At 58.5% G+C, this 11,476-nt stretch carries 12 protein-coding genes; 8 read left to right on the top strand and 4 right to left on the bottom strand.

The window, feature by feature from the left end; genetic code table 11:
• Window positions 1–136 precede the first annotated feature (136 nt).
• Complete coding sequence (locus E1956_RS45670; RefSeq protein ID WP_134760712.1) at window positions 137–814, top strand: hypothetical protein; 678 nt, start codon at window positions 137–139, stop codon at window positions 812–814.
• Between the two features lie 133 nt (window positions 815–947).
• Here the strand turns inward: E1956_RS45670 and E1956_RS47485 are convergent, their stop codons facing one another.
• On the bottom strand, window positions 948–1,073 hold the full coding sequence (locus E1956_RS47485) for a hypothetical protein (RefSeq protein WP_256377833.1): 126 nt from the start codon (window positions 1,071–1,073) through the stop codon (window positions 948–950).
• Between the two features lie 1,152 nt (window positions 1,074–2,225).
• Here E1956_RS47485 and E1956_RS45660 point away from each other — a divergent pair.
• The 7 genes from E1956_RS45660 (at window position 2,226) to E1956_RS45630 (ending at window position 7,323) form a co-directional block, all read left to right on the top strand.
• Window positions 2,226–2,528 (top strand): hypothetical protein, encoded by a 303-nt coding sequence (locus tag E1956_RS45660; protein WP_134760710.1) that lies wholly within the window; start codon window positions 2,226–2,228, stop codon window positions 2,526–2,528.
• A 152-nt stretch (window positions 2,529–2,680) separates the two neighbouring features.
• Window positions 2,681–3,952: an epoxide hydrolase family protein gene (locus E1956_RS45655; RefSeq protein WP_134760708.1), complete on the top strand. Its 1,272-nt coding sequence runs from the start codon at window positions 2,681–2,683 to the stop codon at window positions 3,950–3,952.
• A gap of 153 nt (window positions 3,953–4,105) precedes the next feature.
• Entirely contained in the window at window positions 4,106–4,333 is a 228-nt protein-coding gene (tatA, locus tag E1956_RS45650) for a Sec-independent protein translocase subunit TatA (RefSeq protein ID WP_134760912.1), read from the top strand.
• 78 nt (window positions 4,334–4,411) lie between these two features.
• Window positions 4,412–4,951: a Sec-independent protein translocase protein TatB gene (gene tatB, locus E1956_RS45645; protein WP_134760706.1), complete on the top strand. Its 540-nt coding sequence runs from the start codon at window positions 4,412–4,414 to the stop codon at window positions 4,949–4,951.
• Between the two features lie 68 nt (window positions 4,952–5,019).
• Window positions 5,020–5,799, top strand: a complete 780-nt coding sequence (tatC, locus tag E1956_RS45640) for a twin-arginine translocase subunit TatC (protein WP_134760704.1) — start codon at window positions 5,020–5,022, stop codon at window positions 5,797–5,799.
• 231 nt (window positions 5,800–6,030) lie between these two features.
• A complete protein-coding gene (locus tag E1956_RS45635) occupies window positions 6,031–6,357 on the top strand; it encodes a hypothetical protein (RefSeq protein ID WP_134760702.1) in 327 nt (108 codons plus the stop codon).
• Window positions 6,358–6,459: 102 nt separating this feature from the next.
• The gene (locus E1956_RS45630; RefSeq protein WP_134760700.1) at window positions 6,460–7,323 is read left to right on the top strand and encodes an oxidoreductase; all 864 of its coding nucleotides are present in this window, start codon (window positions 6,460–6,462) and stop codon (window positions 7,321–7,323) included.
• A 294-nt stretch (window positions 7,324–7,617) separates the two neighbouring features.
• Here the strand turns inward: E1956_RS45630 and E1956_RS45625 are convergent, their stop codons facing one another.
• The 3 genes from E1956_RS45625 to E1956_RS45615 all read right to left on the bottom strand — a co-directional run bounded on the left by E1956_RS45625 (window position 7,618) and on the right by E1956_RS45615 (window position 11,317).
• Window positions 7,618–8,817: a M24 family metallopeptidase gene (locus E1956_RS45625; protein WP_134760697.1), complete on the bottom strand. Its 1,200-nt coding sequence runs from the start codon at window positions 8,815–8,817 to the stop codon at window positions 7,618–7,620.
• Between the two features lie 40 nt (window positions 8,818–8,857).
• Entirely contained in the window at window positions 8,858–10,174 is a 1,317-nt protein-coding gene (locus E1956_RS45620; RefSeq protein WP_134760695.1) for an MFS transporter, read from the bottom strand.
• 237 nt (window positions 10,175–10,411) lie between these two features.
• On the bottom strand, window positions 10,412–11,317 hold the full coding sequence (locus E1956_RS45615; protein WP_134760692.1) for a helix-turn-helix domain-containing protein: 906 nt from the start codon (window positions 11,315–11,317) through the stop codon (window positions 10,412–10,414).
• Between the last annotated feature and the right edge of the window lie 159 nt (window positions 11,318–11,476).

Here is an 11,476-nt window from a genome sequence, read left to right as displayed (position 1 = left end):
TCACAAGGTCTTTGAATATGTGCGGTAACAAACCGCGCCGCACGACGTATGGAGAACAGAATCGCGCGCAGGGCCTGCGCTCCGTGAGCGCCGCCGTTTGAGGCATTCGTGTGCTCTCGCCGGCTGGAGGTTACCCGTGAAAATCCACATCGTGACATCATACTTGTCGATGCTTGCGAGGCACTCTTGTTATGTCGCAATGTCGCTCGGCTGCCTCGCAAGCCCCCTCGCGGCGCAGGAGAAGGCAAGCCCGATGACGGCTTCTGCGCCGAGCTACAAGGTCGGTGATACGTGGACAATTATTCAACGAAGAACCGACGCTGAGCCCGGAACCCCCTATGTTCTGACGGTAGTTGCCGTAACCGGGGCGCGAACGACGTTGTCGGCTTCGTGGAACGGTGGGCCCCTAAAAGAAATCGACTTCAACAATCAGGGGAACATGACTCGAGAGGCCGGCGGAGCAACGTATGAGCCTAGCGACGAGAGTCTTAATTTCCCCATGACGGTGGGGAAGACCTGGAATTTTCATCATGTACAGCATTCTATTGGCGGAACCCTTGACGTCAGTGGCAGCGACGAGATTGTTGCTTTCGAGCGAGTACAGGTAGCTGCTGGTTCATTTGAGGCGTTCAAAATAGTAAGTCATGGGATTAACGCAAAGCAGCATGTTGAACGCTTGTCCAGTATCCCCTTCACTCGAACCTATTGGTACGCGCCCATCGTGAAAAAAGTCATCAAGTCGGATTACACGTTGTATCTCAAGCCGGCGTTCACGCAGAAGAGCGAACTAAGCGCTTTCTCGCTTGCTCCTTGATATTTTCCGACACTCAACCTGGCCGAGCCGTTCCGGTTGGCAAAGGCCATCCAGTCCCCAAAATCCGCGCAGAGCCATATTTTTGCCAGACCGCTGTTCGCGTCTGCGTGTCTGGGTGTTTGGCCGCTACACCTCAGAAGCTGCCATCGAAGCGGTGTTGGGTCGAACGGCTGCTCAGGGTCGATATGACCCATTCGCTTTCGCGCCGCGCCGAGGCGCTCCTGGCCGAGCGGTCGCTGATCACCCACACTGTAGACATGACACTCATCAACCATGTCGTTTCGCTCCTTTTGACACTACAGATCATGATTGGAGTTTGAACGGCCGCGCCGACTGTTTTCCGAAGTGTCTATTTCATGTGCCGGCGGGCTCCAGATCCGCTGGCGTCTATGCCGCTTCTCAAGCGTATGTGTGCTGTTCCGCCAATTGCTAAACGATCATGCAGCCTACAGAAAGACTCGAGACATAGTAGGAAGGCACCGCAGAGAAGGTCCGCCGGAACGTGGTCGTCGAAACCTTGACACGCTCAGCGCTACCCACCTCCTCCACAATCCGCCAACATCGAACATCCGAGAGATCGTCCCGTTGATTGGTCGACGCCAAGACCCGTGGGAAGATCGCACGGTGACGCACATCTGCGTGGCGCTGCACCTACTCGGCTGCTTTATCGGCCAAGCGGTTGGCGACTTTCGTGCCGGCGTGTCCGGTGCCGAGCGCGACGACTCCGGCTACAAGGGCGGACGGAAGATCTATGAGCGTGCGGCTGTCAATAGGAGAGATCGCAAGACTTCTCGCGGCTTTGCTCTGCAGAGAAACGCTGTCGCGAAAATTGCATTTCGAACGGGGCCCCAACGATCGCGTGGCTTCTTAAGCATTGGATTGCTAATTGCATCCCGGGGAACCACCACGCAGATTCATCAAGCGCCCCGTCATTTGGCGTCCGCGCGCAAAAACCCAGCTGCGCCATCGGAAGCAGCCGTCCGCTCTTGAGACCGCCTGCGCAGGTCCCTCTGCCCCACATTCAGCAAATAGACAAGCCGATGATCCACTTCTGAAACCTCGCAACGCGTCATGGCATCGGAACGCCAGTAAATATATAGTTCGCATGCGAATATTATCACGAGCCGTCTCCGCAAGAGGCGCGTAGAGCTTTCTGCGCGCTTGTCTTGTCAATGGGGATAGTCGGGATCCCCTGGCTACCTTGCTTGAGGAAGCCCTCGACCGAATCCGCGAATTCTTGTGAGGGTCGCCGCGCCCGTGTCGCCCATGGGTTATGTATCGCTACGTATCCGCTCGCCGGGCGGAAACATGCGCATACACAAAGGCAGTTCGCCCGACACGCGCGGGATACATCGGGGCGCTCCAATACACGGACCGGGCAAGCCGCCCGCCAGGCCTGGAGACAAGAAGCATGTCCCGCATCGAGATGGTCCCGCACGGGGCCGAAATGACCGGCAACGTGAGCCGCCAGATCGCGCGCCACTGCCTGCTCACAGGCACGCAGCAGACAGCGCGCGAGCTGACCGCCCTCTACGACGAGGCGCGGCGCCCCTCTGGGTATCGATTCCTCGCAGCTCTTGCTGCTCGTCCTCATTGCCGAGCACGACGAGCGCTTTGGTTCTTGCTGCTTGCGCGACAACTACATCCGCGTCGCAGTCCGGTGCTCACGTGCCGGATGTTTCGATCTCGGCGTATTCGCACCACCGGTCATTAATTGCCCGTCACGACCTGCCTTATCCATTGTGTGATCGATGCCCCACGCCGGTTTAGCAGTCAGGAAGTCCGGCAATGAAGCGTCCTTCTCGTGAACACTCCGGCGCATTGTGATGGGCGCGCCGGTTACTTTCTAGCGCCAGGATTTCAGCCATGTCTTCAACACCGTTTTCACACCGTCGACGTCATATCCTCGCGGCTACAGCCGCGGTAGCCGCCGCCGGCCTGATTCCCGGAGCCGTCTTCGCCGCAACCGGTGACGACAGGATCCGCCCGTTCAAGGCCAGCGTGCCGGAAGCCAGCCTCGTCGATTTGCGTCGACGGCTCGCCGCCACGCGCTGGCCTGGCAAGGAGACCGTCAACGACGAGTCCCAGGGTGTGCAGCTGGCGCGAATGCAGGCACTAGTCCAGTACTGGGGAACCGGTTACGACTGGCGCAGGGGCGAGTCAAAACTGAATGCATTGCCGATGTTCATGACCGAAATCGACGGTCTCGATATCCAGTTCATTCACGTTCAGTCTCGCCACAAGAATGCGATGCCGATGATCATGACCCATGGTTGGCCAGGTTCGATTTTCGAACTGCTGAAGGTCATTGCTCCGCTTACCGATCCCACTACGTACGGAGGAAGCGCCGACGACGCATTCCATATCGTCGTGCCATCGATACCCGGCTTTGGCTTCTCGGAGCAGCCAAAGAAAACCGGCTGGGGTTCGGATCACATCGCCCGGGCATGGGGCGAATTGATGGTCCGGTTAGGCTACAGCCGCTTCGTGTCACAAGGCGGTGATTGTGGATCGGTGATTTCTCACCGGATGGCCATGCAGAAGGTAAAGGGCTTGATCGGCATTCACGTCAACATGCCCGCAACGGTGCCACCCGACATCGCCACATTGCTTACTCTCGGAGAGCCGGCACCGGGCAACCTGTCGCCGGAAGAGAAGGCCGCATACGAGTCTCTCAGTGCGTTCTATCGCGACAATAGCGGCTATTCGGCCATGATGGTGACCCGGCCGCAGACCGTTGGCTACGCGCTCGCGGATTCACCCGTTGGGCAGGCCGCATGGATGTACGACAAGATTTCTCAATGGACCTATAGCGGCGGCGTACCGGAACGCGTGCTCACGCGTGATGAGATTCTCGACGATATTTCGCTCTACTGGCTGACGAATAGCGCGACCTCGGCAGCCCAGATCTATTGGGAAGACCATTCCAACAACTTCAACGCTGTGGACATATCCCTGCCTGCTGCAGTGTCGATTTTCCCGGGCGAAATCTATCGCGCACCGCGAAGCTGGACGGAGCGCAGCTATCACAACCTCATCTACTTCAACGAGGTCAACAACGGCGGCCACTTCGCTGCATGGGAGCAACCAGAACTCTTCAGTCACGAAATCCGGTCAGCGTTCAGATCGTTGCGCTAGTGCGGCTCCATTCAGGAAGCTGTCGTGGGTGCCCTTCATTGGGTACAACATCCGTTCTATCAGCGGAGCGTCGATGCTCCGAGTCGGAGCCGCAAGGTTCGCATTCTTCGTCGCGGGCGACACGCGCTGCGCGGCCAGAGAGGGTCTTCAATCATGGGTTCGTTGAGCATTTGGCATTGGATGATCGTTTTGCTGATCGTGGCGCTTGTCTTCGGTACGCAGAAGCTACGAAACATCGGAGGCGATCTTGGTAGCGCAGTCAAGGGGTTCAAGGATGGCATGGCCGAGAATCAAAATTCGGAGCGGCAGCGCGAATTGCCTCATGACGGTGTCGTTGAGGTGGAAACGAAGGACATGACGCATCGGGGCGAATACCGGTAGTTATCGGATCAGCCTCACGGTCCACTCTAGACAAGTACGGCCTCGGCCGTACTCCCCAGTTCCAGGAGCCTCGATCCCATGTTCGACCTCGGATTAACCAAAATGGCGATGATCGGTGTCGTCGCACTTGTAGTGCTCGGCCCAAAGCGCTTGCCTGGCGTAGCGCGAACGGCGGGCGCGCTGTTCGGCCGCGCGCAACGGTATGTCGACGACGTCAAGGCGGAAGTCGCGCGCGAGCTTGAACTGGACAGTTTGAAGAGGATGCGCGGAGAGTTTGAATCATCGGCGCGGGATGTCGAGAACAAGGTTCACAACGTACTGCGCTCGCAAGAAAGCGAACTCGACAACACGTGGAAATCGGGCACATCGATGTCGGACACTGTGACGGGCTCTGAAGGTCGAGATCTAACGTCCGTCTACGGCGATACCTCAGGTATCCCCATGAACATTAGAAACGCGTCGCAAACGAAGCACAGGAACTGGCGCGTCAAGCAGGCTGCTATCCCGAGCTGGTACAAGCACGCGATAGTGCGCAGAACGCGCCAGCTATCGCGCACGCCGCGGACTGTACGGCGTAGTCCCGAGACAATGCGTCGCCGGGTGTCTTTTTTTTCATAGCATTCCCCGCGTTCGTTTGGGCGTTGACTCACTTTTCTTCCATTGGCGATTACTGGCAGAGGCCTGGCATGAGCGACCTGCAACACATTAGAGACGAACCCGTCGAAGAGACGTTCATTTCACACCTGGGAGAACTACGTGACCGGATCATCCGCGCAGGCGCTTCGGTGATGTTCGTGTTCATGGGACTGGTTTACTGGGCGCCCGATATCTTCCGGGTGCTGGCACATCCGCTGATCCAGAACTTGCCGACGGACGGCAAGCTGATTGTCACCGACGTCACCGGCTCTTTCTTCGTCCCAGTGAAGGTCACAATGGTGGTTGCGCTCGTCATCGCACTACCGGTCGTGCTCTACCAGATCTGGGCGTTTATCGCTCCGGGGCTTTACCGGCACGAAAGGAAGCTCGTCGTGCCGCTGGTCGCCAGCAGCTACACCTTGTTTCTGTGCGGCATGGCGTTCGCCTATTTCGCCGTGTTCCCGACTATTTTCCATGTGATGGCGCACTACAACGCCCCACTCGGGGTGGAAATGACGACGGATATCGACAAGTATGTGAGCTTCGCCCTCACCATGTTTCTTGCGTTTGGCGTGACGTTTGAGGTGCCGATCATCGTGGTGATTCTGGCAGCAATGGGGATCGTGACGGTGAGGAAGTTGCGCCAGATCCGGCCGTATGTGGTCGTCGGTGCGTTCGCGATTTCCGCCGTGGTGACGCCACCGGACGTGTTCTCCCAGCTGATTCTCGCGTTCCCTCTGGTCATCCTCTACGAGATCGGACTCATTGCAGCCGGGACAATCACACGCAAAGGCGGGATCAAGGAGCGGAAAGCTGAACGACAGGGTTAGTGATGCGGCGGCCAGGAAGGCGCGTCCTCACTCACTTTCGCACGCTGCATTGAGCCGTAGAGTCGGGGCCGAGTAACTCGGCGGTTCCAACGTAGACCTTTGGATACGCCTTGTGCAGCACGTGCGACGCTCGGTCTTTGGAAGTCTTGGAGGCCTGATGGCTCTCTGTACACGTATTTTCCGACCTAGGTCGAGCTGTTCAACGCGCTCTACATCGAGATCAAGGAACAGTTGATTTCCACCGTTGACGATGGTCTATCGAACGCGGGGGACGAGCGCGAACAGTTGCTGCACGTATGGGCGCGGTGGACTCGATGGGGCGCAGCCAATGGCGAGAAGCGGCGAGTTCTCGCCCAGATAAGCGTTTCGGAGGACGTACTGGAATCGACAAAAGTGGCGGGGTTTGCTGTCGCCCATCGGTCCGTCAACCTGATCCGTCAGCTCGCTCGTCACGGCGCGTTGCGGGATCAGGATTCGGCGTTCGTCGGAGCAGTCGTAGAGTCCCTGGCGAACACGACGATGGATTTCATGAGTCGGAACCCGAAGCATGCCGAATAGATCTGCATGTCGACGTTCGAGTTCCTGTGGAAAGCATTGCGGTAAATTTTTTCCCATTTAAATGACTGTCTAGTCATCCATTTAACGAAAAGGAAATTCAACATGTCTAAAGTTTGGCTAATTACAGGAAGCGGAAGCGGTCTGGGTCGAATCATAGCCGAGGCAGCTTTGGCCGCCGGAAACCGGGTCGTCGCGACCGCCCGTAACGTCCGCCAGTTGGACGAACTGGTAGCGCAATACGGCGCGAATGTCCGGGCGGTCGAGCTCAACGTCACGGACGAGTCTCAAGGTCAGGCGGCCGTCGATGCAGCAATCGATGGCTTCGGGCGACTTGACGTGCTCGTGAACAATGCCGGGTACGGGGAGACACGTCCGTTCGAACAGGTTCCCTCGAACGAGTTTCGCCGACTGGTCGAGACGTGCTTTTTCGGTGTCGTGAATCTGACTCGCGCGGCGCTTCCGATCATGCGGCGGCAGCGTAGCGGACACATCATTCAGATTTCTTCGTTGGGTGGTCGTACGGCATACCCGGGCAACGCGGCCTATTTCGCGTCGAAGTGGGCCGTCGGTGGCTTCACCGAAGGTCTGGCGCAGGAGACTGCACCGTTTGGGGTCAAGGTTACCGCGCTCGAGCCGGGTGGAATGCGTACCAATTGGGGAAAGCGTGCGAACGCAGACCGACCGGCCTTATTGGCGGATTACGAACCCTCAGTCGGTGCAAGCGTGAAACAGCTGGAGGGCTATTGGGGCAACGAGTCCGGGGACCCCATCAAAGTAGCACAGGTTATTCTCCGGATCGCCGACGCGGAGACAGTGCCGCCGCACATTCTGCTCGGAAGCGACGCTTTCCATTTGGCGCGTCAGGCGGAGCAAGCAAGAGCAGCCGATGCAGATCGTTGGCAAGCTGTCAGCGTCTCAACTGACGTAGGTGCTTCCGGCTCCATTCCGACGTTTCCGACGTATTGAATGGCCTTAAGCATTGCAAACTATCCCGAGCGGCCGCTTTGAGGAAAGGCAACTGGCTGAATCCAGAGTCGACTTCTGCCGGATGCAGTCGAGCCGACGACAGCAACCGTCCGTCGGCTAACCGTCGGACCGGGTGCGGCCATGAGCAGCCCTTCGCAAGTTTTGTGAGTCGGACATTCAAGGGTCAGCTCCACCCCGCAAAGGGCCGTCCAGTTGTCAAGAGAAGCCGCCCCTTCATCGGCCATCAGCACGTCGCCGATGAAAGGCGCACAGTATGTCGTCTAGCTGAAATGCTTAACCGAGAATGACTTCGGAGAGGCGTGAGGGCGAGTGCGTCAGGATTTCAGGTTTTCCTTCGGCGACCACAACGGTATTGTCGATCCGGAACCCGCCGAGATTGTCGACGTACAACGCCGGCTCGACCGAATAGACTTCCCGTTCGAGCAGCGGGCGATGATTGAACGCCATGTCGGCGGGGAATTCGTGATGCAGAATGCCCATCCCATGCCCGGTGCGGTGTCTGACGTGCTGCGCCAGGCCGGCCCGCTCGAACACATCTAGCGCCGCAACATCGATACCCGACAGCGGGCGGCCAACAACTGCCTGCTCTGTTGCCGCGTTAGTCGCATTCAAAGCGGTTTCGTAGAAGCGGATCTGGTCGCTGCTCGGCCGACCGCAGAAGTAGGTCCGTTCATTCTCGATCACGCTGCCATTGAGGCTGGGAATCACGGCGTTGACAATGCCATGTCCAGACTCGAAACGCGCACCACCTTGTGCTCCATCACCGTGCGGCGCGGCACTGGCCGGGCCGCTCAGGCTGAGCAATACTTTGATCATCAGGTCCTCGCCGGGGAAGCGGCGCGCGCCCTCTTCGTAAAACAGGGCCGCCATGCTGGCGTCCAGCTCCTGCACGAGACGACCCGGCCGAATGTTCTCGATATATCGTTCCTGTACCCAATCGGCAAGCGCCGCGAGCGCTCGCATATTTGCAATTTCCTCTGGATGCTTTTGCCAGCGCAGCGAGGCAATGGCGGGGAATATCGCCTGCAGGGACGCCCCGGGCAAGTGCTGCATGGCGGCGGCCAGCAGAGGATGAGAAGCGTCGCAGCCGATACGACCAAAACGTAGCCCGGCCTCGGCTACCATGGCAGCGAAGGTGTCGCTCCATTCGGCAACTAGCGGCAGGCGCGCAGCGACGCGCGGATGTTCGGCGTAGTAGTGAACGTGCGACTCGTCGATCCAAAGTTTGTTCTGCGTGCTGAAGATCCGGATTCCACCGATCGACAGTTCGTTGAGGAGGAGTGACATTGCGCCATCGGCCGTCACGATCAGCGCGATCGGACGCTCCCAGGTCTCTACATCTACTGCGAAGTTGGTCGCGTACTGGATCATGTCCGCGCGCATGAAGATGAGTGCGTCGAGACGGTGCTGTTTCATGAGTGTCTGCATGTCCTTAAGACGCTGTGCGTGGACATCTCGGGTCAAGAGTGCCATTCGAAATACCTTTGGTAGCTAAGTGAGTGAGCCCCGCAAATCAACGCGTGCGAGGAAGGGCCATCGCGGCCATCAGACTCAGAATGGCTGCAACGATGATATAGAACGCGGGCGCGGCCTTATTTGCCGTCGTGCTGATCAGATAGGTGACAATCAGCGGCGAAAAGCCACCGAAAACTGTTGTCGGAATGTTGTATGAGATGGATAGTCCCGTTGAACGGATCTCCGGCGCAAATAGTTGCGAAACGATGGCGGGGACTAACCCACTGATAGCCCCAATAGGAATCGCGAGAGTTGCCTGCACAAGCAGCAGATTCGTAAGCGTCGGATAACGAATGAGCGACGCATAGAGCGGATAGGTCAACAAGGCAATCGCCGCTGTGGCGACTGAAAACAGGGTCACGGGGCGGAACTTCAGGTCGGCGAGCAGACCGGCCGCCGGAGCGCACACTCCCATGACGAAGCCCGCGACCGCTGTGCTAATGAATGGTGCCGAAAGCGGCAGGCCAAGCTGGCGGACAGCGAACGTGGGCATGTAGATCAGGTTCAGATAAAACGCCACGGTGCCCACGATCGCGACGCCGATCGCCATCAACGTCGTCCGCAGCTGCGCGCCGAACAGCCGCATCATGACCTCCCTGGTCGACAGCCGCTCGGTCGCCGTGAGCGAATCCGGTTCGGTCACATGCTTGCGGACGTAAAACCCCACAGGGCCAATCAGTAGACCGATAACGAATGGCACACGCCAGCCCCAGCTTTCTAGCTGGGCCTGGCTCAAGGCATGCGTGAGGCATGTTCCCACTGCGGCGCCAGCGACGATGGCGAGCATGGTGGTGGACATCTGAATGCTTACGTAGAAATTTCGGCGCTTCGCGGGGGCCTTTTCGGCCAGAAAGGCCACCGCACTTCCGTATTCGCCGGAGGCTGCGAAGCCCTGGATCAATCGAGCCAACACCAGCATCGCTGCACCGACCAACCCGGCCTGTTGATACGGCGGCGCGACGGCGATGAGGGCTGTTCCCGCCGTCATGAGCCAGATCGTCAGCGTAAGCGCATTTTTGCGGCCAACCCTGTCGCCGTAGAGTCCGAGAATCAGGCTACCCAGCGGACGGACGACGAAACCAACGCCGAATGTCGCAGTGGCGAGCAGCAGGGAGCCCAGCGGGCCCGCCAGCGGGAAAAACAGCTTTGCAATGAGCGTTGCAAAATATCCATAAGTGACGAAATCAAACCATTCGAGCGCGTTTCCAAGCGCTGCCGCCGCGATCTCGCGCGGTGTATTCACCCGGGCATCGTTCCCGCTTGTGCGCTGTGTCGCCGCAAATCCGGCTGCACCCCGTGCCGACCTGTTATCCATACCGTCCCACTCCATTGTCTTTTCGCGACGGCAGCCCAAAGGCCTCGCGTTCTGGACGCCAATCTAGGGGGGACAATATTGGGTGGATTGAAGAAAAACCGCGCCTTGAAGATTTTTGTCGCGGGTTACGGCGAAACAGCACGAGGCTGCGTCAGTCAATCAGGCCGCGAGTCAATCAAGAATCCTGCAACCACCTTAACGGACAGAACTCTCGAGGCCTGAGCCGAACGTGACAGTTCACGTTTGCGCTGTCGAATGTTTGAATGCCGCCGAAAATTCTCCGGGCGTGACGCCCGCAAACTGCCTGAATGCCCGGGTGAAATGGGCCTGGTCCGCAAACCCCAATTCGTCGGCAATCGCCGCGAAGCTCTCCATCCCGCCCTTCAGCTTTTCCTTCGCGACCTCGATCCGCAGACGAAGCCGATACTGATGAGGCGTAAGGCCCGTGGCTTTCTGGAAATTTCGCGTGAATTGCGAAACGCTCATATCCGCGTTGTTGGCAAGTGTCTGGTTATCGGTATGGGTGGCAAGGCTGCCTGCGATATCGTCAATCGCGGCCTCGATGGCTAGCTGGCGCGGGTCGCGCGATTCCAGAGAACCCAGTTCGCGCGCGTTGTAATAGCTGAGAAGGTGGAGAAGGAGCGCGTCGCTAAGCGTGCCGAGGTATTGCTCCTGCAACCGCCCCTCGGCGCGCACGGTGACGGCCAGTCGCTGCATCAAGTTCTGCAGTAACGGATCGGAAACGTAACTCGTCGCTCGCAGCAACGAAGACCCCATGTCGCTGCAATATCCCAGAACGCTGAGTCTACGCCGGAGCACCGCGTCGGGGATATAGATATGGAACATTTCCACGACGCTATCCGCGACCCACGACGGCGAGTGGCCTGCGGGAACGATGCGCAGCCGATTGGCCTGCACCCGCCCACGGTGAAATATTTCTCCGTCGACCCAGCATTGCACATTGAATGCGCGCAGGACCAGCGATACCACGTGGACGTCTTCCAGCGGCGGCGACGTGAAGGGCTTCCGGTGTTTACCCGCAGCGCAGAGCCAACGCGCGCCGGTCACCTCGTGTTCAACGGGTAGCACCGAAAGTGGAGCAATGTTCCACGCCTGCGAGACGGACTCGATTATGGGGTGCATTCGACTGCCCCTTGCGGGTATTAATCAAGATTTCGACGCATTTAACAGGGCGAGTTTAGCATTATCGCGACCCACCAATATTGGCGGGCATAAGCGCGCCGTCAGGTGAGTCGATCGAGTGTTTGACCATCAAATGCGCTTTCTGAGCCTGGCGCGCGA

The organism is Paraburkholderia pallida (assembly GCF_004524855.1).
Classification (GTDB): Bacteria; Pseudomonadota; Gammaproteobacteria; order Burkholderiales; family Burkholderiaceae; genus Paraburkholderia; species Paraburkholderia oxyphila.
This window is presented reverse-complemented; position numbering and strand designations above follow the sequence as displayed.

Bases quoted from the DNA above. Each gene is read 5' to 3' on its own strand.
- tatC (WP_134760704.1), top strand. From the start codon at position 5,020: ATGAGCGACCTGCAACACATTAGAGACGAACCCGTCGAAGAGACGTTC.
- tatB (WP_134760706.1), top strand. From the start codon at position 4,412: ATGTTCGACCTCGGATTAACCAAAATGGCGATGATCGGTGTCGTCGCA.
- E1956_RS45615 (WP_134760692.1), bottom strand. From the start codon at position 11,317: ATGCACCCCATAATCGAGTCCGTCTCGCAGGCGTGGAACATTGCTCCA.
- E1956_RS45660 (WP_134760710.1), top strand. From the start codon at position 2,226: ATGTCCCGCATCGAGATGGTCCCGCACGGGGCCGAAATGACCGGCAAC.
- E1956_RS45625 (WP_134760697.1), bottom strand. From the start codon at position 8,817: ATGGCACTCTTGACCCGAGATGTCCACGCACAGCGTCTTAAGGACATG.
- E1956_RS45655 (WP_134760708.1), top strand. From the start codon at position 2,681: ATGTCTTCAACACCGTTTTCACACCGTCGACGTCATATCCTCGCGGCT.
- E1956_RS45620 (WP_134760695.1), bottom strand. From the start codon at position 10,174: ATGGATAACAGGTCGGCACGGGGTGCAGCCGGATTTGCGGCGACACAG.
- tatA (WP_134760912.1), top strand. From the start codon at position 4,106: ATGGGTTCGTTGAGCATTTGGCATTGGATGATCGTTTTGCTGATCGTG.
- E1956_RS47485 (WP_256377833.1), bottom strand. From the start codon at position 1,073: ATGTCTACAGTGTGGGTGATCAGCGACCGCTCGGCCAGGAGCGCCTCG.
- E1956_RS45630 (WP_134760700.1), top strand. From the start codon at position 6,460: ATGTCTAAAGTTTGGCTAATTACAGGAAGCGGAAGCGGTCTGGGTCGA.